Annotated in this window: 25 protein-coding genes; 18 read left to right on the forward strand and 7 right to left on the reverse strand. The window is 71.8% G+C overall.

All coding sequences use genetic code 11. The features are described from left to right. Positions 1-12: 12 nt before the first annotated feature. From nirB to QQX02_RS10765, 11 genes are read left to right on the forward strand one after another with little or no spacing between them, the layout of a single operon-like run. Entirely contained in the window at positions 13-2,586 is a 2,574-nt protein-coding gene (nirB, locus tag QQX02_RS10715; protein WP_301143023.1) for a nitrite reductase large subunit NirB, read from the forward strand. Further along, on the forward strand, positions 2,583-3,002 hold the full coding sequence (nirD, locus tag QQX02_RS10720) for a nitrite reductase small subunit NirD (RefSeq protein ID WP_301143025.1): 420 nt from the start codon (positions 2,583-2,585) through the stop codon (positions 3,000-3,002). The genes nirB and nirD overlap by 4 nt, the downstream gene beginning before the upstream one ends. Next, entirely contained in the window at positions 2,999-4,219 is a 1,221-nt protein-coding gene (gene cobA / locus QQX02_RS10725) for a uroporphyrinogen-III C-methyltransferase (RefSeq protein WP_301143034.1), read from the forward strand. Before nirD ends, cobA begins: the two co-directional genes overlap by 4 nt. Positions 4,220-4,230: 11 nt before the next feature. Continuing rightward, entirely contained in the window at positions 4,231-5,343 is a 1,113-nt protein-coding gene (locus QQX02_RS10730; protein ID WP_301143035.1) for a uroporphyrinogen-III synthase, read from the forward strand. Beyond that, positions 5,343-6,029: a sirohydrochlorin chelatase gene (locus tag QQX02_RS10735; RefSeq protein ID WP_301143037.1), complete on the forward strand. Its 687-nt coding sequence runs from the start codon at positions 5,343-5,345 to the stop codon at positions 6,027-6,029. Before QQX02_RS10730 ends, QQX02_RS10735 begins: the two co-directional genes overlap by 1 nt. Next, entirely contained in the window at positions 6,010-6,753 is a 744-nt protein-coding gene (locus tag QQX02_RS10740) for a HesA/MoeB/ThiF family protein (protein ID WP_301143039.1), read from the forward strand. Before QQX02_RS10735 ends, QQX02_RS10740 begins: the two co-directional genes overlap by 20 nt. Continuing rightward, positions 6,740-7,948: a molybdopterin molybdotransferase MoeA gene (locus QQX02_RS10745; RefSeq protein WP_301143040.1), complete on the forward strand. Its 1,209-nt coding sequence runs from the start codon at positions 6,740-6,742 to the stop codon at positions 7,946-7,948. Before QQX02_RS10740 ends, QQX02_RS10745 begins: the two co-directional genes overlap by 14 nt. Beyond that, positions 7,945-8,415 carry a cyclic pyranopterin monophosphate synthase MoaC gene (gene moaC, locus QQX02_RS10750; protein ID WP_301143041.1) on the forward strand — a complete coding sequence of 157 codons (471 nt, stop codon included), beginning with the start codon at positions 7,945-7,947 and terminating at the stop codon, positions 8,413-8,415. Before QQX02_RS10745 ends, moaC begins: the two co-directional genes overlap by 4 nt. After that, entirely contained in the window at positions 8,412-8,990 is a 579-nt protein-coding gene (gene mobA / locus QQX02_RS10755; protein ID WP_301143043.1) for a molybdenum cofactor guanylyltransferase, read from the forward strand. Before moaC ends, mobA begins: the two co-directional genes overlap by 4 nt. Next, positions 8,987-9,238 carry a DUF6457 domain-containing protein gene (locus QQX02_RS10760; RefSeq protein ID WP_301143045.1) on the forward strand — a complete coding sequence of 84 codons (252 nt, stop codon included), beginning with the start codon at positions 8,987-8,989 and terminating at the stop codon, positions 9,236-9,238. Before mobA ends, QQX02_RS10760 begins: the two co-directional genes overlap by 4 nt. Then, positions 9,238-9,474, forward strand: a complete 237-nt coding sequence (locus tag QQX02_RS10765) for a MoaD/ThiS family protein (protein ID WP_301143046.1) — start codon at positions 9,238-9,240, stop codon at positions 9,472-9,474. The genes QQX02_RS10760 and QQX02_RS10765 overlap by 1 nt, the downstream gene beginning before the upstream one ends. A gap of 30 nt (positions 9,475-9,504) precedes the next feature. On the opposite strand, the gene QQX02_RS10770 is transcribed toward QQX02_RS10765, so the two are convergent. The 7 genes from QQX02_RS10770 to QQX02_RS10800 form a co-directional block, all read right to left on the reverse strand. After that, positions 9,505-10,518: a sulfate/molybdate ABC transporter ATP-binding protein gene (locus QQX02_RS10770; protein WP_301143719.1), complete on the reverse strand. Its 1,014-nt coding sequence runs from the start codon at positions 10,516-10,518 to the stop codon at positions 9,505-9,507. Beyond that, positions 10,518-11,276 (reverse strand): ABC transporter permease, encoded by a 759-nt coding sequence (locus QQX02_RS10775; RefSeq protein ID WP_301143048.1) that lies wholly within the window; start codon positions 11,274-11,276, stop codon positions 10,518-10,520. Before QQX02_RS10775 ends, QQX02_RS10770 begins: the two co-directional genes overlap by 1 nt. A 20-nt stretch (positions 11,277-11,296) precedes the next feature. Then, the gene (gene modA / locus QQX02_RS10780) at positions 11,297-12,040 is read right to left on the reverse strand and encodes a molybdate ABC transporter substrate-binding protein (RefSeq protein WP_301143050.1); all 744 of its coding nucleotides are present in this window, start codon (positions 12,038-12,040) and stop codon (positions 11,297-11,299) included. Further along, positions 12,041-13,051, reverse strand: coding sequence for a GTP 3',8-cyclase MoaA (gene moaA, locus QQX02_RS10785; protein WP_301143721.1), 1,011 nt, complete (start codon positions 13,049-13,051; stop codon positions 12,041-12,043). A 26-nt stretch (positions 13,052-13,077) separates the two neighbouring features. Further along, positions 13,078-13,497, reverse strand: a complete 420-nt coding sequence (locus tag QQX02_RS10790) for a molybdenum cofactor biosynthesis protein MoaE (protein ID WP_301143051.1) — start codon at positions 13,495-13,497, stop codon at positions 13,078-13,080. Next, positions 13,497-14,009 carry a MogA/MoaB family molybdenum cofactor biosynthesis protein gene (locus QQX02_RS10795; RefSeq protein WP_301143052.1) on the reverse strand — a complete coding sequence of 171 codons (513 nt, stop codon included), beginning with the start codon at positions 14,007-14,009 and terminating at the stop codon, positions 13,497-13,499. Before QQX02_RS10795 ends, QQX02_RS10790 begins: the two co-directional genes overlap by 1 nt. Before the next feature lie 124 nt (positions 14,010-14,133). Further along, positions 14,134-14,649 carry a PH domain-containing protein gene (locus tag QQX02_RS10800; RefSeq protein WP_301143055.1) on the reverse strand — a complete coding sequence of 172 codons (516 nt, stop codon included), beginning with the start codon at positions 14,647-14,649 and terminating at the stop codon, positions 14,134-14,136. 88 nt (positions 14,650-14,737) lie between these two features. On the opposite strand from QQX02_RS10800, the gene QQX02_RS10805 reads away from it, so the two are divergent. The 7 genes from QQX02_RS10805 (at position 14,738) to QQX02_RS10835 (ending at position 24,762) form a co-directional block, all read left to right on the forward strand. Further along, positions 14,738-16,339 carry a circularly permuted type 2 ATP-grasp protein gene (locus QQX02_RS10805; RefSeq protein ID WP_436968510.1) on the forward strand — a complete coding sequence of 534 codons (1,602 nt, stop codon included), beginning with the start codon at positions 14,738-14,740 and terminating at the stop codon, positions 16,337-16,339. Beyond that, complete coding sequence (locus tag QQX02_RS10810) at positions 16,333-17,256, forward strand: alpha-E domain-containing protein (protein ID WP_301143056.1); 924 nt, start codon at positions 16,333-16,335, stop codon at positions 17,254-17,256. Before QQX02_RS10805 ends, QQX02_RS10810 begins: the two co-directional genes overlap by 7 nt. Further along, complete coding sequence (locus QQX02_RS10815) at positions 17,253-18,089, forward strand: transglutaminase family protein (RefSeq protein WP_301143057.1); 837 nt, start codon at positions 17,253-17,255, stop codon at positions 18,087-18,089. The genes QQX02_RS10810 and QQX02_RS10815 overlap by 4 nt, the downstream gene beginning before the upstream one ends. Positions 18,090-18,143: 54 nt before the next feature. Continuing rightward, positions 18,144-20,648, forward strand: a complete 2,505-nt coding sequence (gene leuS, locus QQX02_RS10820; protein ID WP_301143058.1) for a leucine--tRNA ligase — start codon at positions 18,144-18,146, stop codon at positions 20,646-20,648. 79 nt (positions 20,649-20,727) lie between these two features. Then, positions 20,728-21,591: a DegV family protein gene (locus QQX02_RS10825; protein ID WP_301143064.1), complete on the forward strand. Its 864-nt coding sequence runs from the start codon at positions 20,728-20,730 to the stop codon at positions 21,589-21,591. 112 nt (positions 21,592-21,703) lie between these two features. Then, on the forward strand, positions 21,704-22,474 hold the full coding sequence (locus tag QQX02_RS10830) for a ComEA family DNA-binding protein (RefSeq protein ID WP_301143065.1): 771 nt from the start codon (positions 21,704-21,706) through the stop codon (positions 22,472-22,474). Further along, on the forward strand, positions 22,471-24,762 hold the full coding sequence (locus tag QQX02_RS10835) for a ComEC/Rec2 family competence protein (protein WP_301143067.1): 2,292 nt from the start codon (positions 22,471-22,473) through the stop codon (positions 24,760-24,762). The genes QQX02_RS10830 and QQX02_RS10835 overlap by 4 nt, the downstream gene beginning before the upstream one ends. Position 24,763 lies beyond the last annotated feature (1 nt).

The following is a 24,763-nucleotide window of genomic DNA, read 5'->3' on the forward strand; positions in this document are numbered from 1 at the left end:
GAAGGGAAGATCATGACCGATACGCAAAGGATCGTCGTCGTGGGCGGCGGCATGGTTGCGCACCGCTTCACGGAGGCGCTGCGCGCGCGTGACGCCGACGGGCGGTTCTCCGTCACGGTGCTCGCCGAGGAGCCGAGGGCGCCGTACGACCGGGTCGCGCTCACCACCTACTTCACAGGTCGCCACCCCGAGGACCTCGAACTCGGCGATCGGGCGCTGTGGGACGACCCCCTGGTGCGGCTCGAGCGCGATGCGCGCGTCGACACGGTGGACCGCGACGCGAAGGTGGTGACGGACCGCCACGGCCGCGAGCACCCGTACGACCACCTGGTGCTCGCGACGGGCTCGTACGCCTGGACGCCGCCCACCGAAGGCGCCCACCTGCCCGGAGTGTTCGTCTACCGCACCATCGACGACGTCGCCGCCCTGCGCACGTACGTCGAGCACCGCGCGCAGGAGCTCGGGCGGCCGGTGCGCGGCGCCGTGATCGGCGGGGGGCTGCTGGGGCTGGAGGCCGCAGGAGCGCTCCAGGAGCTCGGGGCGACCAGCACCGTGGTGCAGTTCTCGGACCGGCTCATGAACCTGCAGGTGGACGAGGGCGGCGGTCACGCGCTGCAGCGGCTCATCGAACGGCTCGGCGTCACTGTGCGCTGCTCGACCAAGACGCAGGCCATCAAGCCCGACCGCGCGGGGCGTGCGGGCCGGCTGGTGTTCGAGGGAGGCGGCGAGCAGCTGGTCGACGTCGTGATCTTCGCCACCGGCGTGCGACCGCGCGACGAGCTCGCGCGCACCGCGGGACTCGCGATGGGCGAGCGTGGCGGCGTCGTGGTCGACGACACCTGCCTGACCGATGACCCGGCCGTCAGCGCTATCGGCGAGGTCGCCTGCATCCAGGGCGCGTGCATCGGACTCATCGCGCCGGGCAACGCGATGGCGGAGATCGCGGTCGACCGGCTCCTCGGCGGCGACTCCACCTTCCCGGGTGCGGACACGGCCGCGAAGCTCAAGCTGCTGGGCGTCGACGTGGCGTCGTTCGGCGACGCGTTCGCCACCACCCCGGGTGCGCTCGAGCTGGTCTATGCCGATCCCGTCGCGGGCGTCTACAAGAAGCTCGTGCTGACCGACGACGCACGCACGCTGCTGGGCGGCATCCTGGTGGGCGACGCGTCGGCGTACGCCTCGCTTCGCCCGATGGTGGGATCGGAGCTCGGGGGCGATCCCGGCGGCTGGCTGCTGCCGGAGGGCGCCGTGGAGCGCCCCAATGTGGAGCTGCCGGACGAGGCGTCCGTGTGCTCGTGCAACAACGTCACCGCGGGCGCGATCCGCTGCGCCGTGACCGACGAGGGCTGCACCGACATCGCCGGAGTGAAGGCGTGCACCAAGGCGGGGACGTCGTGCGGCTCCTGCCTGCCGCTCGTGAAGAAGATCGTCGGCGCCGAGCTCGAGAAGTCCGGCATCGAGATCTCGAACGCCTTGTGCGAGCACGTCGACATGTCGCGGGCGCAGCTCTTCAGCGCCGTCCAGGTGAGCGGTCTGCGCACCTTCTCCGAGATCATCGAGCGGTTCGGGACCGGCCGTGGCTGCGACCTCTGCAAGCCGGTGATCGGGTCGATCCTCGCGACGCTGTACAACGAGCATGTGCTCGCGGCGGACCGGGCGGCGCTCCAGGACACCAACGACCGCGTGATGGCGAACATGCAGAAGGACGGCACCTACTCGGTGGTCCCGCGCGTGCCGGGCGGCGAGATCCTGCCCGAGCACCTGATCCTGCTCGGCGAGATCGCCAAGGACTACGGGCTCTACACGAAGATCACCGGCGGCCAGCGGATCGACCTGTTCGGCGCGCGCCTCGAGCAGCTGCCGAGCATCTGGAAGCGCCTGGTCGACGCGGGCATGGAATCCGGCCACGCCTACGGCAAGTCCCTGCGCACGGTGAAATCCTGCGTGGGCTCGACCTGGTGCCGGTACGGAGTGCAGGACTCAGTGGGGCTCGCGATCGCCCTCGAGCTCCGGTACCGCGGACTCCGCAGCCCGCACAAGATCAAGCTGGGCGTGTCCGGCTGTGCACGCGAGTGCGCCGAGGCGCGTGGAAAGGACGTCGGGGTGATCGCCACGGACAACGGCTGGAACATCTACGTCGGCGGCAACGGCGGATTCACCCCTCGGCACGCGCAGCTGCTCGTCGAGGACGTCGACGACGATGCGGTGTTCCGCATCATCGACCGCTACCTGATGCTGTACGTCCGGACCGCGGACCGGCTGCAGCGCACCGCTCCCTGGCAGGAGGAGTACGAGGGCGGCCTCGACGCCATCCGGGACGTCGTGGTGAACGATTCGCTCGGCATCTGCGACGACCTCGACGCGCACATGGCGCGCCACATCGACTCCTACGAGGACGAGTGGGCGGCCGTGCTCAAGGACCCGGAGAGGCTGCGTCAGTTCAGCTCTTTCGTCAACGCGCCCGACGAGCCCGACCCGTCTCTCGCGTACGTGGAGGAGCGCGGCCAGCGCCGCCCCGCCACGGACTCCGAGCGCGACGGCGGCGCCGTCCTCATCGCCCCCGCAACCCTGGAGGTCCGCTCATGACTGCCGCGTCCGTGACCGACCCGACCACCGCATCGGCCGGGCGGTCGGGCAGTTCCGCCACCACGCGCGTCGCGATCTGCGAGTACGACCGGCTCACGCCGGAGCTCGGGGTCGCCGCGCTCGTGGACGGCCGCCAGGTGGCGATCTTCCGGCTCACCGACGGGAGCGTCCACGCCGTGCAGAACGTGTGTCCCTTCTCCGGTGCGGCCGTGATGTCGCGGGGCATCACGGGCGACCGCGGGGGAGTGCCCACCGTCGCGTCGCCGATCTACAAGCAGGTGTTCTCCCTGGTGGACGGCACGTGTCTGGCCACGATGGACAAGGCGCCGCGCCCCGGACGCGCGGCGGACTTGGTCGTCTACCCCGTCACCCTCGACAATGGCCAGGTGTACATCGACCTGGCAGGTGACGAGTGACCGCACTCTTCGGACTCGATCTCAAGGACAAGCCGATCCTGATCGTGGGCGGTGGCTCCGTCGCGTCCCGGCGCGTGCGGCGGTTCGTCGCCGAGGGCGCGCGCGTCACGGTCGTCGCCCCGCACATCTCAGACGACATCGAGCGGCATGCGGGCCACGGCGACATCGTCGTGCACCGGCGCGGCGTCGCTCCCCAGGATCTCGACGGCGCGTGGTTCGTGCTCGCCGCGACTGACGACCCGGTCCTCAACGACGCCGTCGCGCAATGGGCGCACGAGCGCCAGATCTGGTGCATCGACGCCTCCGACGCGTCCAAGGGCACGGCTCGCCAGGCGGCCATGTCGAAGCACGGCGACCTCGGCGTCGGAGTGATCTCCCTCGGCGCTCCCGACCCCGGGCGGATCCGCGCGGTGCGCGACGCCGTCGCCGCGCATCTGGACGGCGGCGAGGTCGATCTGCGCCGCCGCCGGCCGGGTTCCGGCCGGGTCATCCTGGTCGGTTCCGGCCCCGGCGACCCTGGCCTCATCACCGTGCGTGGACGGCAGGCGCTGTCAGAGGCCGACGTCGTGGTCACCGACCGCCTCGGCACCGCCGAGCTGCTGGTCACCGTGCCCTACGACGTCGACGTGGTGAATGTGGGCAAGTCCCCTGACCGTCACCCGGTGCCACAGCGCGAGATCAACAGCCTGCTGGTGGGCCGGGCACTCGAAGGCAAGACGGTGGTGCGTCTCAAGGGCGGCGATCCGTACCTGTTCGGCCGCGGGGGTGAGGAGGTCCACGCCTGCATCAAGGCCGGGGTGGACGTCGAGGTGGTGCCCGGGATCACCTCGGCCTTCGCGGTGCCCGCTCGCGCGGGAATCCCCGTGACGCAGCGCGGCGTCTCCACGTCCGTGCTGGTCACCACGGGTCACGCCGGCGCCGATCCGGCCTCGATCGCGGCGATGGCGGCCGGCGCCACTGTCGTGATCCTCATGGGGGTGACCGCGCTCCCTGGCATCGTCGACGCCGCCATCGCCGGGGGGTGCGATCCCGAGACTCCGGTGGCAATCGTCGAGAACGGCACCACCGTCCACGAGCGGGTCACCCACGGCGTCATGGCAGATATCGTTCGTCGTGCGGACGAAACGGACGTGAAACCTCCAGCCATTATCGTCGTGGGACAGGTGAGTCAGCCCGGACTCTTGGCGAGTGCCGTGGCAGCGACGCCAGAGCTGTGAACGGGGGAGCCGTGAGTCACGTGGGGGAGCCGCTCGCAGGGTGCGCGATGGTCATCACCGCGGACCGGCGCAAGCGCGAGTTCGCATCGGCGCTGGAGCGCCGTGGCGCGACCGTCCACCACGCCCCGGCGCTCAGCACGATCTCGCATCTGGACGACGAGCAGCTCATCGCGGACTCGCGCGCGCTCATCGCCGCGCCTCCCGACATCGTGGTGGCGACCACCGGCATCGGATTCCGTGGCTGGATCGAGGCCGCCGATGCTGCCGGCCTTGCGGAGGACCTCCTCGACTGCATGCGCGACGCACGGCTCATCGCCCGCGGTCCCAAGGCCAGGGGCGCCATTCAGGCGGCCGGGCTCGAGGCGGACTGGGTCGCCGAGACGGAGACCGCGGCGGAGCTTCAGGACTACCTGCTCGCGGAGGGCGTGTCGGGTCTTCGCATCGCGGTCCAGCATCACGGCAATGGATCGGACGGGCTGGATGAGGCGTTCGAGGAGGCCGGGGCGGACGTCCAGTCACTGCTCATCTACGGCTGGGGACCGCCTCTCGACCCCGCGGCTCACCAGCGCTGGATCGATGGCGCCGCGGCGGGGCACGCCGACGCGGTGCTGTTCACATCCGCGCCAGGCTCCCACGCCTGGCTGACCGACGTGAGACGGGCGGGACTGTTCGACGCGATCAGCGGCCGCGTCCACTCGGGAGACCTGCTGCTGGCAGGCGTCGGGCCGGTGACCGCCGCGCCGCTCGAAGGCGCGGGACTGCCCACCTGCTTCCCTGACCGGTGGCGCCTCGGCGCGCTCGTGCGCGAACTCGTCAAGCACTATGGCGAAGCGACCGAGGCCATCGCGACACCCGATGGGCCGCTGGTGATGCGCGCGACTGCTGCGGTTCTCGACGGGGAGGTGCTTCCGCTCACGCCGACGGGACTCGAGATCCTGCGCGCGCTCGCGAAGGCGGGAGGCAACGTGCTCACGCGCGAGCAGCTCGGAGAGCTGCTGCCGGGAGCGCAGGCTGGGCCGCACGCGGTCGAGGCCGCGATCAATCGACTGCGCGAGAACGCGGGCAGCCGCTCGCTGGTGCGCACGGTCGTCAAGAGGGGCTACGCACTGGGGGTGAGCGCCTGATGAGCGCAATTCTGATCGGATGTGCCCACGGCACACGCGCGGACGAGGGGCAGCAGACCGTGCGTGACCTGCTCGATGCCGTCCGGGACTCCATGGGCGTGGAGGTGCGCGAGGCGTACGTCGATGTTCAGGATCCCAAGATCGACCTCGTGATCGAGGGCGTCGAGCCGGGCGACGGCGTGTCCGCGGTCGTGGTGCCGATCCTGCTGGCCGGCGGCTATCACGTGTACGTCGACATCGCCGAGGCCGTCGAGGGTCGCACGGACATCCGCTCGGTCGGCGCGCTCGGACCGGACCCGCGCCTGCTCGAGATCGTGCGCGAACGGCTCGACGACCAGGGCGTGCCGCACGACGCGACGGTGGTCCTCGCGGCGGCCGGGTCGTCCGATCCCCGCTCGCAGGCGGACACCGAGCGGGCGGCCGAGATGCTGCGGGAGCACTGGGACGGGCCCGTGCGCATCGGCTTCGCGGCGGGCACCAAGCCGTCCGTGGCCGATGCGGTGGCGTCGGCCCGCGAGAACGGCGAGGATGGCGTCGTGGCTGTCGCCTCGTACCTGCTCGCTCCCGGACTGTTCCAGCGCCGCCTTCACGAGGCGGGCGCGGACTTCGTCACGGAGCCGCTCGCGCCCCATCACTTCCTGCTCGAGATCATCGCGGACCGCTTCCATGACGCGCTCAGCGCCTGACCCGTACTCCCGGCAGCGTGGCCTCTCGGGATTCGGAGAGGCGGGCCAGCGTGCTCTCGCCGGCGCCTCGGTCGCGATCGTGGGCGTCGGCGGTCTGGGCTGCCCGGTCGCGCAGTACCTGGCGGCCGCCGGCGTGGGGCACCTCACGCTGATCGACGCGGATCACGTCTCTCTCACCAATCTGCACCGCCAGATCCTCTTCGGCCCGGACGATGTGGGCCGGCCCAAGGTGCACGCGGCCGTGCGGCCGCTCCGCCTGCTCGCCCCCGGACTCGACCTTCAGCCGGTGGTGCGCCGGCTCGACGCGAGCAATGCCGCCGACCTGCTCGCCGGTCACGACGCCATCGTCGACAGCACCGACACCTTCTCGTCGCGCCTGGCGGTGGCCGACGCCGCGGAGGCGCTGGGAATCCCGGTGGCCTGGGGTGCGGTGCAGGGCTGGCATGGCCAGGTGACGGTGTTCTCAGGCCGGGCGCGGATGCGCGACCTGTTCCCCGAGGAGCCACCCGAGGCATTGGACGCCTGCGAGGGCGGGGCGGTGCTCGGCACGCTGTGCGGTCAGGTGGGCGCGGCGATGGCGACGGAGGCTCTCAAGTTGGCGAGCGGCGCAGGAACGTCGCTGGCGGGGATCCTTGCGATGGTCGATGCGCGCACCGGTCGCTGGCGCGAGATTCCGCTGACCCCGGTGGCGCCCAGACGAGAGGCTGCGAGTGCGGGATCTTGACGCGCACGTCGCTCGGGCCCTCGCACTCGTCGCGCCGCTCGCGGCTGAGCGGCTTGCCCTCGGGGGTGCTCTCGGGCTGACGGCCGCGCGCGACCACGCCGCGCGGGACGCGAGCCCGCCCTTCGACAACTCGGCGATGGACGGCTACGCGGTGCGCTCCGCGGACGTTCAGGGCGCGACTCCCGCGTCCCCGGTGGTGCTGCCCGTCGCGGGCGAGACGGCGGCAGGCGCGCCGCCCGGCGTCGTCCCCGCCGGGCACGCGTGGCGGATCATGACGGGCGCGCCTATGCCGGACGGGGCCGATGCGGTGGTCCCGGTGGAGTCGACGGACGGTGGGGTCACCGACGTCACGATGACGGCGTCCGTCGGCGAAGGCCGTCACGTCCGTCGCGCGGGGGAGGACGCTCGACCGGGTGATGTGATCGTCCACGCCGGACAGTGCTTCACCGCAGTGAGGGCGGGGGCGCTCGCCGCCGTCGGCGTCGCGACGGTCGATGCGGTGCGCGCTCCGCGCGTCGCCGTGATCGCGACGGGTGACGAACTCGTGGATGTGGGGGAGGACCTCGCACCTGGGCAGATCCACGACTCCAACTCGGTGCTCCTGGCGGGGCTGCTCCGCCAGGCCGGTGCCGACCCTGTCGTGATCGCGAAGGTGAGCGACCGTCCCGAGGAGCTGCTCGCCCGGATCGCCGCCGTGGATGCCGACCTCATCGTGACCACCGGCGGCGTGAGCGTGGGCGCCTACGACGTCGTGAAGGAGGCGCTCGCCGCCCGCGGAGTGGAGTTCGTGCGGGTCGCGATGCAGCCGGGCAAGCCGCAGGGGCTCGGCCTCGTGAACGGCACCCCGACGGTGTGCCTGCCAGGCAACCCCGTCAGCGTGCTGGTGAGCTTCGCGACCATCGTGGCGCCGATGCTCAGGCGGCTGGGCGGCGACAGCGGTGGCGGCGGGATCGTGGACAGCCGTGCGCACGAGGCCGCGGTGGTGGACGAAGGATGGTCCGTGCCGCCGGGGCGGCGGCAGTTCATGCCCGTGCGTTTCACGGCTGCCGGCACCGTGGTCCCGGCGACGCCTGGCGGTTCGGGCTCTCACCTGATCGCCGGGCTCGCGGCGGCCGAGGCGCTTGCGGACGTTCCCGCCGGTGCCGAGCGCGTCGCACCGGGGGATACCGTGAACCTCGTGAGGTGGAGCAGATGAGCGAGTTCACGCACCTGGACGGCAGCGGGCACGCCCGCATGGTCGACGTGACGCAGAAGGAGCCGACCGTGCGACGAGCCACGGCGGAGGCCTTCGTCGCGTGCGCAGCCCCGGTGGTGGCGGCGCTGCGGGACGGCTCCGTGCCCAAGGGCGACGTGCTGGCCGTGGCGCGGGTCGCCGGCATCGCGGCCGCCAAGCGGACGCCTGAGCTCCTCCCGCTCGCGCACGTGATCGGCGTCCACGGCGTGGCAGTCGACCTGACGATCGAGGACGACGGCGTGCGGATCGTGGCGACCGTATCGACGGCCGACCGCACCGGGGTCGAGATGGAGGCGTTCACTGCCGCTTCGGTCGCGGCGCTCAACGTGGTCGACATGGTCAAGGGGCTCGACAAGGCCACCTCGATCCGCGACGTGCGGCTGCTCGCGAAGGAAGGCGGCAAGTCGGGCGGCTGGACACGCCCGTGACCCCCACCGCCGCGATCGTCCTCACTGGGGGCGGTGCGCGCAGGCTCGGAGGAGTCGACAAGGCCTCCGTGCGCGTGGGCAAGGGGACCCTGCTGGAGCACGCGCTCGCCGCGGCTGCTGTGTGCGCGCCCGTGGTGGTCGTGGGGCCCTCTGCCCCTGGGCGCCCTGAGGTCATGGTCACGCGCGAGGACCCCCCTGGTGGCGGCCCGGTCGCCGCGATCGCGGCGGGGCTCGGCGTTCTGGCAGGTGTGTCGTCCCACGTGCTGGTCCTGGCATGCGACATGCCGCACGCCCGCGCGGCCGTGCCCGCGCTGCTGGACGCGGCTGCGGCGCCAGGTGCCGCGGCCTGGGACGGAGCGTGGGCCATCGATTCGGACGCTCGCGCCCAGCCGTTGCTCGCCGTGTACCGGCGCGATGCCCTGACGCGAGCGCTCGTGGCCCTGGGCGATCCCCACGGCGCCTCGATGCGCACGCTCACGTCGGCGCTCGCCATGCGCGAGGTGCCCGTGGGCGACGCCGCGCGCGACGCGGACACCTGGGATGATGTGGAGGCACTGCGAAAGGAGTGGCGATGACCACCAGCCAGCTCGATGCGTGGGTGACCGCGCTGTCCGAGGAGCTCGAGCTCGACCCCGTCGATGTCGATGTCCAATTGCTGCTCGACGTCGCGCGGGACGCCGCGCACTCGGTGACCCGGCCAGCCGCGCCGCTCACGACGTTCCTGGTGGGGTACGCCGCCGGTCGTGGGGGCATGACCACCGCCCAGGCGTCCGCGACCGCGACCGCGCTCGCGCGGCGCTGGACCGAGGAGATGCCCGGCTGATGGTGACCGTGCGACTCTTCGCCGCCGCCGCCGAGGCCGCCGGTGTCGACGAGACCCAGGTCGCTGCGACGACCGTGGGGGAGGTGCGTGCGCAACTGATCGACGCGCACGGCGCCGGGTTCGCGCCGGTGCTGCGGCAATGCGCCATCGTCGTCGGTGGGCACCGGCGTGCGGACGACGCGGAGATTCCGTCAGCCGTCACCGTGGACGTCCTGCCGCCCTTCGCGGGCGGCTGATCCCACGCCACGCCTGAACCCCCGCGCCGGCTAGGGCGCGTAGACCTCGACAGGGGGGACGTCGAACGCGATCGACGCTCCCGGCAGCAGGCCGGCCGCCGAGGCCGGATCGATGTCCGCCACCAGGCGTTCGCCATGGACGCGCACCACATCGCCGCGCGGCTCGATAGTGCGGATCACGTCGGGGATCCCGCCTGACGCGGCGAGCCGCACCGCCCGTGGCCGGAGCGCCGCCACGGCCGACTGCCCCGCTGACAGGTGGGGTGCGAGAGCGGCCACGCGGATGCCGTCGTCCGTCACGAGTTCGCCGCTCGGCCCCACCGTGCCATGGAGCAGCATCATCCCTGCCATGCGCGCCGCGAATCCCGTGCGTGGACGGGTGAGCACCTCGGCGACGGTGCCGCGTTCCACCACCGAGCCGTGGTCCAGGACCGCGACGTCGTGCGCGAGCAGGTGGACATCGAGCGGGTCGTGGGTGGTGAGGATCACGGTGAGGTCGCTCGCGAACGACGCGACGAAGGTCCGCAGCTGTGAGGCCGCTTCCACATCGATCCCCGCGAAGGGCTCGTCAAGGGCGAGCACGTCGGGCGCCGATGCCAGGGCGCGGGCGATCGCCACCTGGCGGTGCTGGCCGCCCGAGAGAGAGGCGGGCCTGCGGTCGGCCAACCCACCGAGGCCCATGCTGTCGAGCCAGCGGGCCGACTGCTCGCGCGCATCGGCCCGCGGAGCGCCCTGCGACCGGGGCCCGAACGCGACATTGTCCAGCACGGTCATGGTCGGGAAGAGGTCCGCGCCCTGGGTGACGAGTCCGACCCGGCGCTCGCGGGGACTCCGCCACACGGGACGCGAGGCGTCAAGGTCGTGCAGCACGCGCGTCCCCGTGGTGACCGCCCCCGCCGCGGGCCTGACGAGACCCGCGATGGCGGCGAGCAGCGTGGATTTTCCCGACCCGTTGGGGCCCAGGAGCGCGAGCGTCCGTCCCGCCTCCGCCGAGATCGTGGCGTCCACGCCGCGTGCGGGTGCGACCACGCGGGCCGTGAGCATCACCGATCACTCCGCACGCCGGGCCGGTACGCCACCGCGACCACGACGACCGCCACGGTGACCAGCAGCATCGCGAGCGCGATCGCGGCATCGGCATCCGTCTCGCGACGCAGATAGATCTCGAGCGGCAGCGTGCGCGTCACCCCTGGCAGGCTGCCCGCGAACGTGAGGGTGGCGCCGAACTCGCCGAGAGCCCTGGCGAACGTCAGCACGGTGCCCGTGACCAGCGCCGGTCGCAGGGCAGGCAGGGTGACGCGCCACAGCGTCGTTGACCTCCCCGCTCCCAGCGTCGCCGCGAGCGACTCGTGATGACCCGACCGTGCCGACACTGCGGACTCGACGGTCAGCACCATGAACGGCATCGCGACGAACGTCTGGGCGAGCACGACCGCAGCCGTCGAGAACGCGAGATCCAGTCCGGCGTCCGCGAGGGGGCCACCGATGAGGCCGCGCCGTCCGAAGGCGTACAGCAGCGCAAGGCCTCCCACGACGGGTGGAAGCACCAGCGGCGCGAGCACCAGCGCCCGCACCGCGGGGCGGAACCGAGACCGCCACGTCGCGAGCGCGTAGCCGAGCGGCACGCCGAGCAGGATGCACAGCACCGTGGACATCGCGGCCGTGCGGAGGCTGAGCGAGAGCGCGTCCAGCGCCGCGGGCGCCGTGAGGAGTGCGGGGAGTCGGGCCCAGTCCAGCCGCAGAGTCGTGGCCAGCAGGGGCAGGGCCACCATGGTGGACGACACGATGGCGAGGGGGATCATCCATCGAGGCAGGGCTCCCGTCACGGCGCACCGAACCCCGCGCTCGCCAAGACTGCCTGGCCCTTCACGCCCACAACGTACAACACGAATGCCGCCGCGAGGTCGGGGTCCTGCGCGGTCTCGAGCGCCACGATCGGATAGGTGGTGGCGGACTCGCCGGCGCCCGCGATCGTCACCTCCTCGACGCCGTCGGCGCGCGCGATGTCCGTCGCGTAGACCACCCCGGCATCGGCGTGGCCCGAGGCGACCTTGCCCAGCACGTCCGTGACGGAGCTCTCCATGGATGAGGGCGCCAGGTCCAGGCCATGGGCCGCGGCCAGAGCGGCGGTGACCGTTCCGCACGGCGCCTGCGGCGCGCAGATGACGCTGGTGACGCCGCCGCTTGCGAGGTCGGCAAGGCTCGTCACCTCTGCAGGGTTGCCCGAGGGCACGGCGATGGTCAGGGTGTTGGTGGCGAACGCGACAGGGGTGGTGGCCAGCTCGCCTGCGATCGCCTCCATCGGCGCGGCATGCGCCGATGCGAAGACGTCAGCGGGTGCGCCCTCCGCGATCTGCGCGGCGAGATCGGCCGAGCCTCCGTAGACGGTCGTCACGTCGACGTCGGGGTGAGCGTCCTCGAAGTCCGCCTCGATCTGCGCGAACACGTCGGTGAGCGACGCCGCCGCGTAGACCGTCAGCGTGGGATCCGGCTCAGCCGTCGCGGTGCAGGCACCGATGCCGGCGGCGACGGCCACGGCCACGACCGCCGCCGATGCGCGCCTCATCTAGCCGCCGATCGCGCTCATGGGGCGATCAGGCTGCAGGAACGTGGGGTCGGCGATGTCGTGTCCCGGCTGCTTGAGCCGCAGGCAGGCTGCGATGGCGCCGGCGACGGCCGCGTCGTCTGCGCCATCCCGTATGAGAGTGCGCAGGTCCGATTCCTTGCGCGCGAACAGGCACGCGCGCAGCTGACCGTCCGCGGTGAGCCGCACCCGGTCGCACGTGCCGCAGAACGGCCGCGTGACGGACGCGATCACGCCCACCGAGGCGGGTCCACCGTCGATGTCCCACACCTGAGCGGGTGCCGCTCCGCGCCCGGCCCGCTCGGTGAGCGTCCAGTGAGCGGACAGCGCCGCGAGGACCTCCTCGCCCGTCACCATCTCGGCACGATCCCACGTGTGTCCCGCGTCGAGCGGCATCTGCTCGATGAACCGCATCTGGTACCCGTGATCGACGCAGAACTGGGTGAGGTCCACGATCTCGTCGTCGTTCACGCCTCGCATCGCGACGGCATTGATCTTGACGGGCGCCAGCCCTGCGGCGTCCGCCGCCGCGATGCCGGCGAGAGTGTCGGTCAGCCTGTCGCGGCGAGTGAGGTCCCGGAAGCGGTCGCGCCGCAGCGTGTCGAGGGAGATGTTCACGCGCGCGAGTCCGGCCTCCCGCAGGGGAGCGGCGAGGGCCGGCAGCCGCAGCGCGTTGGTCGTGAGGGAGATCTCGGGATGCCCAGTGGGCCCCTCGAGGTGGGCGAGCCGGTCCACCACATCCACGACGTCCGGCCGCAGCAACGGTTCACCGCCCGTGAGCCGGATCTCGTCGATCCCCATCTCGACGGCCACGCGCGCCACTCGCACCAGTTCGTCGGTGGTGAGCATCGTGTCGCTCTTCAGCCACGGCACGCCCTCGGCCGGCATGCAGTACGTGCAGCGGAGCGAGCAGCGGTCGGTGAGGCTGATCCGCAGGTCGCGGTGCTCCCGGCCGAACCGGTCGGTGAGCCCGGGGTGAGCGGCCCCTGCCATCGCCGCGTCGGAGGGTCGAGCGTCGCTCACTGGATGCCCACCCAGGTGTGCGATCCGTCCGCGAGGATCTCTCGCTTCCACACTGGCAGCTCGGCCTTGACCCGCTCGACAAGCGCCCGGCAGGTGTCGAAGGCATCGGCCCGATGCGCGCTCGCGACGGCCGCGACGATGGCCGCCTCGCCCACGGCGAGGAGGCCGATGCGGTGGGAGACCGCGACCGCGGTGTCGTCAGCGGCGCTCTCACCTGCGAGGCGGGCGAGGACGGCTTCCGCGTCGGGATGGGCGGAGTACTCGAGGTGCGTGACCTCGCCCTCCACGCTGGGGTCGTGGTCGCGCACCTGTCCGATGAAGGTGGCGATGGCGCCGTGGCCGGGCCCCGTGACCGCGGCGACGTGTGCGTCCAGGCTCAACGTCTCCGTCGAGATGCGCGCGAGCGCGACCGCCATCAGTGGTCGCCGCCGTCGAGCTGCGAGAGCAGGTGAGCGAGGAGCGGCAGCAGGGTCTCGATGCCCTCGCGAGCCCCGGCCTCGGAGCCGGGAAGGTTCACGATCACCGCGGGGGCGTGCCCGGCGCTCACGCCCGCGAGTCCACGACTGAGCGCGGCGGTCCGCGTCGTGCGCGCACCCGTCGCGCGCAGCAGCTCGGGGATCCCCGGCAGCTCGCGGGCGAGGAACGGCCGGGTCGCCTCGGGGGTCACGTCACGTGGATGCACCCCCGTGCCGCCCGCAGTGAGGATCAGGCGGGCTCCGGAGGCCAGCGCCTGTTCGATCGCGGTGGCGACCGATTCCCGCCCATCGGGCACCAGCCACGCCTCCACCGCCGCGCCTGCGGCGTGGAGGGCGTCCGCGACAGCGGGGCCCGCGGTGTCGTCCGCCTGCCCGGCCGAACGGCGGTCGGAGACGGTGATGACCGCCGCGGCGGCACCCGCCAGCGCGGGCGTCTCGCGTGCACCGGTCATGGTCCCGCCCCTTCCTGGTGGCTGTCAGGTCAGTGTAGGCAGGAGCGGGTTTCCGGCGCGTTGCGGGGGGTGCGCAGGGCCCGGGCACGGGCCGTGAACGCGGGAAGCGCGCGGCCGGGCGGAGCTATCGACGCTCGTCGTCCTCGATCTCGTGGTGCAGCTCGTCGTACAGCATGGAGTGCACGCGCTCCACCCGGGGGATGTCGTCGAACTCGAGAGGGTCGTCGGAGGCGGACTCGATCACAAGGGTTCCGGTGCGGAACATGCGGTCGATGACGCCGTGACGGAACTGCACCGTGTTGATGCGCGCCAGCGGGATGTCGATCCCCGACCGTGTGAAGACGCCGGTGCGGAACAGCACGCGCCGGTCCGTGATGACGAAGTGCGTCGTGAACCATCGCACGTACGGCGCGATCACGAGCCACGAGACGAGCACCAGCCACACCACGACCAGCGCGATGTCGAGCACGGTGGCGAGCGTCGCGTCGAGCTCCCGGCTGTCGAGCCAGGCGTAGAGAGCGACGCCGGCCCCGGTGAGCGCCACGCCCCACAGCGTGGGCGCGATGAGCGCCTTCCAGTGACGATGCCGATGAAGCAGCAGCTGTTCCTCGGGAGCGAGCAGGCGTTCCGGATATCCCATGCTGGGACTCTAGCGGCACCCGACTGTCGACACGCGGTTGAGCGGGGCGGGAAACGTTCCGGCAACCAACGCCGGTTACCGTGGGGACATGACCGACGACGTTGCCTCGACGCCCTGGACCGGATACGCGCCATCTGCGGCGTGGGATGAGGCGATGGACGTCGACGGACGCATCCGCGAACCGTACGCACGCGTCTATGCCGAGATCGACCGCATGTCCGGCGACGACCTCGTGTCACGGGCCGAGGCGCTCGCCAACACGTATCTCGCCCAGGGCGTGACCTTCGATCACGCGGGCGAGGAGCGGCCCTTCCCGCTCGACATCGTGCCGCGCGTCATCGGCGGCGACGAGTGGGACATCATCTCGCCCGGTGTGTCCCAGCGCGTCAAGGGGCTCGAGGCCTTCCTCGCGGACGTGTACGGCTCCCAGCACTGCGTCACCGACGGCATCGTGCCACGGCGGCTCATCGCGACGTCGCCGCACTTCTACCGCAAGGTCGCGGGTGTCGAGCCCGCCAACGGGGTGCGGGTGCACGTGTCAGGCATCGACCTGGTGCGGGACCAGCACGGCATCTGGCGAGTGCTCGAGGACAACGTGCGCGTCCCGTCGGGCGTGAGCTACGTGCTGTCCAACCGGCGCGCGATGTCGCAGATGTTCCCTGAGATGTTCGGTGCAATGGGCATCCGGCCCGTCCTGGAGTACTCGCGCCGGCTGCGGGCATCGCTCGCCAAATCCGCTCCCGAGGGCGTGGATGACCCCACGATCGTGGTGCTGACGCCGGGCGTGTACAACTCCGCGTACTACGAGCACTCGTTGCTCGCCCGCACGATGGGCGTCGAGCTCGTCGAAGGTCGCGACCTCGAGACCACCAACGGACGCGTGTACATGCGCACCACGGCGGGCCGGCGCCGCGTCGACGTGATCTACCGCCGGGTCGACGACGACTACCTCGACCCGGTCGCCTTCCGCTCCGACAGTGCGCTGGGTGCCCCAGGACTCGTGACCGCGGCGCGGCTGGGCAACGTCACCATCGCCAACGCGATCGGCAACGGCGTGGCGGACGACAAGCTGATGTACACCTACATGCCGGACCTGATCCGGTACTACCTGGGCGAGGAGCCGATCCTTCCGAACGTGGACACCTGGCGCCTCGAGGAGGCCGATGCGCGCGAAGAGGTGCTCGACCGCCTCGACGAGCTCGTCGTCAAGCCAGTCGACGGCGCGGGCGGCAAGGGCGTCACCATCGGCCCGCGCGCCTCCAAGGACGAGCTCGCGCAGGTGCGCAACCAGATTCTGCGCGACCCGCGCGGCTGGATCGCGCAGCCGGTCGTGCAGCTGTCCACGGTGCCCACGCTGACGGACGACGGCCTCGAGCCCCGCCACGTCGACCTGCGCCCCTTCGCCATCAACGACGGCGAGGACGTGTGGGTCCTCCCCGGCGGCCTGACGAGGGTCGCGCTTGCACGCGGGCAGCTCATCGTGAACTCGTCTCAAGGCGGCGGGTCCAAGGACACGTGGGTGCTCGGCGGAGTACGCCACCGAGGCTCGTCCCAGGCGCCACCCGAGTCGCGGATCGAGTTGAGCGGGATGACGTCGGTGCCGCAGGCCGCGCACCCTGAGGACAACATCGCGGGGCAGCAGGCGCAGCAGCAACAGCAGCAGCGGACCCAAGGGAGCGAGCCATGCTGAGCCGGATCGCCGAGTCACTGTTCTGGATCGGCCGCTACGTCGAGCGCGCGGACAACACCGCCCGACTGCTCGACGTGCACCTCAACGTGCTGCTCGAGGACCCGTGGGTCGACGAGCCCAGCGCCAACGCGTCGCTCCTGTCGGTGATGAACATCCCTCACGAGGACCAGGTGAACCGCGACGACGTGCTGCGCAAGCTCGCGTTCGACGTGGGCAGCTCTGCGTCGATCGCCGGCACCCTCACCGCTGCGCGTGAGAATGCCCGTCGCGCCCGCGAGGTGATCAGCACCGAGGTGTGGGAGGCGCTCAACACCACGCGCATGGGCCTGCCGCGATGGACCCGGGCGTCCCGGCCTCACGAGTACTTCGTCTGGGTCCGCGAGCGGGCGGCCATCGTGTGGGGACTGTCGTCGGCGACCACGTCGCGTGACGACGCGTGGCACTTCATGGAGCTGGGACGGTCGCTCGAGCGAGCAGACATGATCGCCCGCCTGCTCATGACCCGCAGCCTCGAGGGCACCACCGGGCCCAACTGGACCACGCTGCTGCGCACGTGCTCGGCCCACGAGGCCTATCTCCGTACGGTGCGTGCGCTCGTGACCGAGGAGCGCGCCGCCGAGTTCCTGCTGATCGATCGACTGTTCCCACGGTCCATCGCGTACAACCTCGACCGGGCCGAGACGATCCTCACCGAGATCGAGGGCTCGGAGTCGAACCGGGCGCTCGCCGGCCGGGCGCGCCTCGCGCTCGGGCGCGCACGCACGAATCTCGAGTACAGCCCCGTGCGCGACATCCTCGACGACCTCGTGCCCCAGATGCACGAGGTCCAGCGCGCGTGCGCGACGGCCTCGGACCTGATTCGGGACCGCTACTTCCTGCCGGCCGCGACGGTCGCATGGAACCAGGAGGCACTGTGACCCAGCTGAAGATCGAGCACCGCACGCACTTCCGGTACGGCAAGGATGTGCCGTCGTCGTACAACGAGGCTCGCCTCACGCCCGCCTGGCTGCCGCGCCAGCGAGTGCTCGACTCCAAGGTCGAGATCTCTCCGGTGTCGTGGCGGACCACGTACCGGGACTACTGGGAGTGCGACGTCACGGCCTTCGAGGTCCTGCTGCCCCATCGCACGCTCACGGTGCTCGGCTCCTCGCTGGTCGAGATCGTGCCCCAACCCGTCCGTGCAGAGCGCGCAGACTGGGACACGCTCCACGGTCCGCGGTTCCAGGACCTGCTGTGCGAGTACCTCGATCACTCCGCGATGACGGAACCCCCTCCCGAGCTCGCCGACTTCGCGAGCGAGGCCGCAGGCCGCATGACCCCAGACGACACGGCGCGTGCGATCTGCCAGTTCCTCTACGACGAGATCCAGTACGTGCCGGGAGCGACGAACGTGCACACCGCCGCATCGGACGCGTGGAACGCGCGGTCGGGCGTCTGCCAGGACCTGGCTCAGCTCGCCGCCGGGGCGCTGCGCAGCGTAGGGATCCCCGCGAGGTACGTGTCCGGCTATCTGCACCCGAAGCGGGATGCCGAGATCGGCGAGACCGTCAACGGCGAGTCTCACGCCTGGATCGAGTGGTGGACGGGGGAGTGGACCGGTTTCGACCCCACGAACGACCGCGAGGTGGGCGACCATCACGTGATCGTGGGTCGGGCCCGTGAGTACTCCGACATTCCGCCGCTCACCGGCGTGGTCGCGGGCAGCACCGAGCATCTGGACGTCACGGTCTCCGTCACCCAGGTGTCCTGAGGGGCGCGGCGACCACCGGGAAGGAGCGGCCGTGGTCGCCGATAGAATCGCCGGGTGACTGCTGCGAGCCCCGAGACCGACGAGAACCGCTACGACTTCCGCGCGATCGAAGAGCGCTGGCTGCCCGAGTGGCGCCGCACTCAGCCGTTCCGTGCCGGCGGGCCGGACGACGAGCGGCCCACCAAGTACGTGCTGGACATGTTCCCTTACCCCTCGGGCGATCTTCACATGGGTCACGCCGAGGCATACGCGCTGGGCGATGTGATCGCGCGCTACTGGACGCAGCGCGGGTTCAACGTGCTGCACCCGATCGGGTGGGACTCGTTCGGCCTGCCTGCCGAGAACGCCGCGATCACCCGCGGCCTTGACCCCCGCGGCTGGACCGAGGACAACATCGCGCAGCAGCGCACCTCGATGGAGCGCTACGCGTGCTCCTTCGACTGGGACCGCGTGCTCGCGACTCACCGGCCGGACTACTACCGCTGGAACCAGTGGATCTTCACCCGTCTGCACGAGCGCGGACTCGCCTACCGCAAGCACAGCAACGTCAACTGGTGCCCCAAGGACCAGACCGTGCTCGCGAACGAGCAGGTCGTCGGCGGGCTCTGCGAGCGGTGCGACACCCCCGTCACCAAGAAGAAGCTTAATCAGTGGTACTTCAAGGTCACGGACTACGCGGACCGACTGCTCGACGACCTCGACACCCTGCAGGCCACGTGGCCGTCCAAGGTCATCGCGATGCAGCGCAACTGGATCGGGCGCTCGACGGGTGCCGACGTCGCGTTCCGCATCGAGGGCCGCGACGAGCCGATCGACATCTACACCACGCGCCCCGACACTCTCTTCGGCGCCACGTTCATGGTGGTGGCCGTGGACTCCGACCTCGCTGCGGAGATCGCCCAGCGGGCCGATGCGGGCGTCCAGCAGCAGTTCGACGCGTACCTCGAACAGGTGCGCGGCTCGAGCGAGATCGACCGCCTGAGCACCGAGCGACCCAAGTCGGGCGTCTTCCTCGACGCGTACGCGATCAATCCGGTCAACGGCGAGCGGCTGCCGATCTGGGCCTCCGACTACGTGCTCGCCGACTACGGGCACGGCGCGATCATGGCAGTGCCCGCGCACGACCAGCGCGACCTCGACTTCGCACGCGCCATGGACCTGCCGGTGCGCGCGGTGCTGGACTGCCGTGACGAGAACGGGGAGTCGCTTCCCGACCCGGCCGAGTCCGGCGTCGCGACCACGGGCGACGGCACGCTGATCAACTCCGGAGACCTGGACGGCTTGGACAAGGAGCGAGCGATCGCCGCGATCACTGCTCGGCTGGAGACCGAGGGCAGGGGCCGCGCATCGACGAACTACCGGCTCCGCGACTGGCTGATCTCGCGTCAGCGCTACTGGGGCACGCCCATCCCGATCGTGCACTGCGACGCCTGCGGCGAGGTCGCGGTGCCGGATGACCAGCTTCCGGTGGAGCTCCCTCCCACTGACGGTCTCGACCTCAAGCCCAAGGGCACGTCGCCCCTCGGTGCCGCCACCGACTGGGTCACCACCACGTGCCCCCGGTGCGACGGTCCCGCCAGGCGCGACACCGACACGATGGACACCTTCGTCGACTCGTCCTGGTACTTCCTGCGGTTCCTCTCTCCCGGCAAGACCGACGGCCCGTTCGACCCTGCCGAGGCCGCGCGGTGGGCTCCGGTCGACCAGTACGTGGGCGGCGTCACTCACGCGATCCTGCATCTCCTGTACGCGCGCTTCTTCACCAAGGCCCTTCACGACATGGGGATGGTCGACTTCGAGGAGCCCTTCAGCGCCCTGCTGAACCAGGGCATGGTGCAGATGGATGGCTCCGCGATGTCGAAGAGCCGCGGCAACCTCGTGCGTCTGAGCGATCAGCTCGACGAGTTCGGCGTCGACGCGATTCGCCTCACCATGGCGTTCGCCGGCCCTCCGGAGGACGACATCGACTGGGCGGACGTCTCGCCCGCCGGCAGCGCGAAGTTCTTGGCGCGTGCGTGGCGGCTGGCACGGGATGTCGAATCCACGCCCGATGCCGACGCCGCCACCGGCGACGCCGCACTGCGTGCCGTGACCCACCGCACGCTTCACGACTGCGCGTCGCTCGTCGAGGGCTTCCGATTCAACGTGGTCGTCGCGCGCATCATGGAGCTCGTGAACGCCACGCGCAAGGCGATCGACTCTGGACCGGGCGCGGCGGACCCCGCGGTGCGTGAGGCCGCTGAGGCGGTCGCGATCCTGCTCAGCCTGTTCGCGCCGTACTGCTCCGAGGACATGTGGGCGATGCTGGGCCGCGAGAACGTGGCCCGCGCCGGATGGCCCGCCGTCGACGAGTCGTTGCTGGTCGAGGAGACCGTGACGTGCGTCGTGCAGGTCAAGGGCAAGGTGCGGGACCGACTCGAGGTGTCGCCGGACATCAGCGACGGTGACCTGGAGGCCGCGGCGATGGCGTCGCCCGCCATCCAGCGCGCGCTCGACGGCGCCGAGATTCGCACCGTCATCGTCCGTGCGCCGAGGCTCGTGAACATCGTCCCCGTCTAGCGACGCAGCTCGAGCGCGCAGGCATGGTCTGCGAGGGGCGGCGCAGCGCGCTGGCGTCACGGTCGGTACGCTGACCCCCATGTCAGGAGCCGTCGCCGTCATCACCGACTCGGCGGCGTCGCTCCCGCCGGCGTTGGCACGCACGTGGGGGATCGGCGTCGTCCCGCTCCAGGTCGTGATCGACGGCGAGGCCCATGACGAGGGCGAGCGGATGGGCGCCGACCAGGTGATCGAGGCCCTGATCGCCGGGCGCGAGGCGAGCACGTCGCAGCCGTCCGTCGCGGCCTTCGAGCGCGCGTTCGCGCGGGCCGCTCGGGAAGGCGCGACTCACGTCGTCGCGGTACTCATCTCGTCGAAGATGTCCGGCACGGTCAATGGGGCGCGGTCCGCCGCGGCGGCGGCCGACGTGCCCGTGACCGTGGTCGACTCCAGGACGTTGGCGATGGCCACCGGCTTCGCCGCCATCGCCGCCGCGGCGCTCGCACGTGAAGGCGCCGGCCCTGCCGAGGTGGCGGCCGAGGCCGAACGGGTCGCACGGAGCTCACAGTGCGTGTTCACGGTCGATACTCTCGACTTCCTGCGACGCGGAGGGCGGGTCTCGCCTGCGGTCGCCGCCGTCGGGCGAGTGCTCAGCGTCAGGCCGGTTCTCGAGCTCGTCGATGGCGAGGTGGCGATGGTGGAGCGCGTGCGCAGCACGCACCGGGCCCGGGCTGCGGTGCTGGCACGCGCGGAGGCCGCGATGGCCCCGATGGCGAGGCCCGCATCGGCCGTCATGATGCTGGGTGACGCGTCGTACGGGGATCAGGCCGCCCACGACCTCGAGGAGCGCCACCCGGATCTCGGGCTGCTGGTGCGCACCCCGGTGAGCGCGGTGCTCGCGGTTCACACGGGTCCGGGCACGTTCGCGGCGGTCGCGGCAGACCTCCCCGCACGCGTGCGATGACGCCGCCTCCTGACGACCGCCGTCCGTCCCCAGGGCTCGACTGACCTCCCGACCCCACCACGCACTGCGGTGGTCGACGGGCTAGCCGACGGACCCGATCTACGGTGCTCGCGTGCCCCCGTCTCCCCGTCCCCCTGGCCCTCCGGGCGACCGCGACGCGCTGTCGCAGCCACCCGGAGCGGACGTCCCCGCGCGCTGGGCCGACAGCGCCTCGCGGGTCGCGTCTCGCGCGTACGCCGCCGCATACGGCAGGGAGATCGTCGACGATGCGACCCGAGTGCGGTGGCGACTCGAGCCCCGGGTCGCGACGACCGCCGCCGTGGCCCTCGTGCTCCTGGCGCTGGGGGCATGGTGGGTCGCCCGTGCGGAGCCACCGCTGCCGGCCCATGTCCAGTCCTCGGCCGCGGCCTCGCCGACCGTCTCTGCCGTCGTGGGCCATGGCCTGAGCGTCTCTCCGACGCCCACGACGACGGCCGTCGTGGTGCACGTGAGCGGCGCCGTCGATGAGCCGGGGCTCGTCACGCTGAGCGCCGATGCGCGCGTGGCGGACGCGATCGATCGCGCCGGGGGAGCGGCGCCGTCCGCCGACCTCGGAGCGGTCAATCTCGCTCGCCGGCCCCACGACGGCGAGCACATTCATGTGCCGGAGGTGGGAGAGCCCGTCGCTGCGAGCGGCCAGGCCGCTCCGGCGGGGCCGGTCGACCTCAACTCCGCCACGGCCCAGCAGCTCGAGGAGCTGCCCGGCATCGGACCCGTGATCGCCGAGCGCATCGTTGCGGAGCGGGAGGCGAACGGGCCCTTTGCGTCGCTCGAGGACCTCACGCGCGTGAGCGGTGTCGGCGACGCTCTCGTCGCAGGCCTGGCCGACTCCGCGGTCGCGTGAGCACTGTTCACGACGCGCGCCTGGTGCCAGCCGCCGGTGCGGCGTGGGCTGCGGCGCTCGTCGCCACGTCCGGGGGGCGTGTGCCCCTCGGGGTCGCCGTGCTCCTCGTGTGCCTCGGATGCGGCGGGGCCGCAGTCGCGATGCTGCGGGGATCGCGAATCGCGGCGACGTGCGCCCTCGTGTGCGCGGTCGCGGGTGGCGTGACAGGGGTGGCCACGGCTCAAGGTGATCGCGAGGCAGCGTCCGGCGAGGCCATCATCGCCGCTGGCGACACTGAGGCGTGGATCACGGTGACCAGTCAGGCCACCCCGCTCACGGGGTGGGACGGGGGCGAACGCCACCGGGTCGCTGCGACCGTCTCCGCGTGGCGTCCGCAGTGTCGAGAGCCGCCCTCGTGTGCGCCGTGGAGAGCATCCGACGCCCCGGTGATGGTGTCACTGGAGGCGCCGCCACGCCGGGGAGATGCGCTCCGAGTCGAGGCTCTCTGGGTCGCGTCGGACCGTGGCCGTGCGGCAGCGGTCGCGTGGGACGCTCGCACTGTCGAGGTCGGCCCGCCATCCTTGCTCGTCGCATGGCGCGCGAGCTTCGACCGAGCGACGGCTGGGGTAGACCCCTCGTCCCGCGGCCTCGTGCGCGGCATGGTCGTGGGGGACACCTCGAGCATGCCGCCGTCGCAGGAGCGGGAGATGCGCGTGGCGGGGCTCGCCCATCTCACCGCCGTGTCGGGAGCCCACTTCGCGATCCTCATCATGGCGAGCGGTGGCGCGATGGCGGCGATGCGCGCACCGCGCGCGATCCGCGCGGGAGTGATCCTTGCGGTGGCGGTCATCTTCGCGGCCCTCGTGGGGGCGGAGTCCTCGGTGCTGCGCGCGCTCGGGATGGCGGTGGCCGTCGCTCTCGCCACGGCGTGGGGACGGCCGGCGCGAGGACTCGCGGCCCTCGCAGCCTCGGTCACCGTGCTGATGGTGGTCGAGCCGGAGCTCTCGGGGTCGCTCGGGTTCGCGATGTCCGTGCTCGCGGTCGCCGCGATCGTGCTGTGGTCGCCACGCGTCGCGGTGACGCTCGCTCGCGTGGTGACGCCCGGCCTGGCGCGAGTGGCGGCGATCCCCATCGTCGCGCAGGCGGCGGTCACGCCGGTGCTCGTGGTCATCGAGCCGCGCCTCGGGCCCTACGCCGTGATCGCGAATCTGGCCGCCGGCATCGCCGTGCTGCCGACCATGCTCGTGGGAGCGACGACGCTCGTGCTCGCGGCTGGCTTCCCCTGGGCGGCGGCGGCCGCCGCGCAGCTGGCCGGCCTGTGCGCCTCGGCGATCGCGATGATCGCGCGTGTGAGCGCGGGTGCGCCAGGCTCCTGGCTGTCGTGGCCGGCGGGCGTGCTCGGCGTGATCCTGGCGGCACTCGTCACCGCCTGCCTCATCGCGGCGACCGTGCTTCATCACCCCAGCAGGCGCGTCGCCGCCCTCGTCGGGGCGTGCGCGTTGACAGGCGCGAGCCTTGCGGTCGCGGCGGGAGCGGAGAGCCCCGTCATGCGGGACTGGGACATTGCCGTCTGCGACGTCGGTCAAGGTGACATGCTCCTGCTGCGGGCGGCGCCCGGTGCAGCGGTCGTGATCGATACCGGCCCGCCCGGCGGCGGCGCGTCGGCCTGCCTGGAGCGCCACGGGGTGGAGCGCGTTCCTGTACTCGTGCTCACCCACCCCCATCAGGATCACGACGGCGCCGTGGTGTCCGTGCTGGGGGCCGCGACGGTCGAATCGGCCTGGGTGGCGGAGGCGGGAGCGCGTGGCCCGGCAGCGAGCGCTCTCGCCGGCGCGGGCGTGCCCGTCGAGGTGCCCCGCCCCGGACGCCAGGAGCAGGTGGGTCGGGTGGCGTTGACGGTGTTGTCGGAGGCGCATGCGGACCCGGGCGAGGACGGCAATGATGCCAGCGTGATCGTTCACGCGGCAGCGGGGGAGACGACCCTGCTTGCGCTGGGGGACCTGGAGCGGCGGGGGCAGCAGGGCCTGCTGACGCAGTTGAGTGGCGGGGTCGCGGTCGATGTCGTGAAGGTCGCCCATCACGGCTCGGCTGATCAGCTGCCGGCGCTCGCCGCACGCATCGACGCCGTCGTCGCGGTCGTCACGGTGGGGCTCGACAACAGGCACGGTCACCCGACTGACGAGGCGCTCGAACTGTACGGCGCTGGCGCGGAGGCGCTTCTGCGCACCGATCTGTGCGGCGACGTCCACCTCGGCACCGTCGACGGCGCGCTCACGTGGTCGCGCTGTCCGACGGACGTGGCACGCTAGT

Source organism: Demequina muriae (genome assembly GCF_030418295.1).
Lineage (GTDB): Bacteria > Actinomycetota > Actinomycetes > Actinomycetales > Demequinaceae > Demequina > Demequina muriae.

Bases quoted from the DNA above. Each gene is read 5' to 3' on its own strand.
- QQX02_RS10810 (WP_301143056.1), top strand. From the start codon at position 16,333: ATGCTGAGCCGGATCGCCGAGTCACTGTTCTGGATCGGCCGCTACGTC.
- QQX02_RS10775 (WP_301143048.1), bottom strand. From the start codon at position 11,276: ATGATCCCCCTCGCCATCGTGTCGTCCACCATGGTGGCCCTGCCCCTG.
- moaC (WP_301143041.1), top strand. From the start codon at position 7,945: ATGAGCGAGTTCACGCACCTGGACGGCAGCGGGCACGCCCGCATGGTC.
- modA (WP_301143050.1), bottom strand. From the start codon at position 12,040: ATGAGGCGCGCATCGGCGGCGGTCGTGGCCGTGGCCGTCGCCGCCGGC.
- QQX02_RS10790 (WP_301143051.1), bottom strand. From the start codon at position 13,497: ATGGCGGTCGCGCTCGCGCGCATCTCGACGGAGACGTTGAGCCTGGAC.
- nirB (WP_301143023.1), top strand. From the start codon at position 13: ATGACCGATACGCAAAGGATCGTCGTCGTGGGCGGCGGCATGGTTGCG.
- QQX02_RS10825 (WP_301143064.1), top strand. From the start codon at position 20,728: ATGTCAGGAGCCGTCGCCGTCATCACCGACTCGGCGGCGTCGCTCCCG.
- QQX02_RS10740 (WP_301143039.1), top strand. From the start codon at position 6,010: ATGACGCGCTCAGCGCCTGACCCGTACTCCCGGCAGCGTGGCCTCTCG.
- QQX02_RS10760 (WP_301143045.1), top strand. From the start codon at position 8,987: ATGACCACCAGCCAGCTCGATGCGTGGGTGACCGCGCTGTCCGAGGAG.
- QQX02_RS10800 (WP_301143055.1), bottom strand. From the start codon at position 14,649: ATGGGATATCCGGAACGCCTGCTCGCTCCCGAGGAACAGCTGCTGCTT.
- QQX02_RS10795 (WP_301143052.1), bottom strand. From the start codon at position 14,009: ATGACCGGTGCACGCGAGACGCCCGCGCTGGCGGGTGCCGCCGCGGCG.
- QQX02_RS10770 (WP_301143719.1), bottom strand. From the start codon at position 10,518: ATGCTCACGGCCCGCGTGGTCGCACCCGCACGCGGCGTGGACGCCACG.
- moaA (WP_301143721.1), bottom strand. From the start codon at position 13,051: ATGGCAGGGGCCGCTCACCCCGGGCTCACCGACCGGTTCGGCCGGGAG.
- QQX02_RS10765 (WP_301143046.1), top strand. From the start codon at position 9,238: ATGGTGACCGTGCGACTCTTCGCCGCCGCCGCCGAGGCCGCCGGTGTC.
- QQX02_RS10735 (WP_301143037.1), top strand. From the start codon at position 5,343: ATGAGCGCAATTCTGATCGGATGTGCCCACGGCACACGCGCGGACGAG.
- nirD (WP_301143025.1), top strand. From the start codon at position 2,583: ATGACTGCCGCGTCCGTGACCGACCCGACCACCGCATCGGCCGGGCGG.
- QQX02_RS10805 (WP_436968510.1), top strand. From the start codon at position 14,738: ATGACCGACGACGTTGCCTCGACGCCCTGGACCGGATACGCGCCATCT.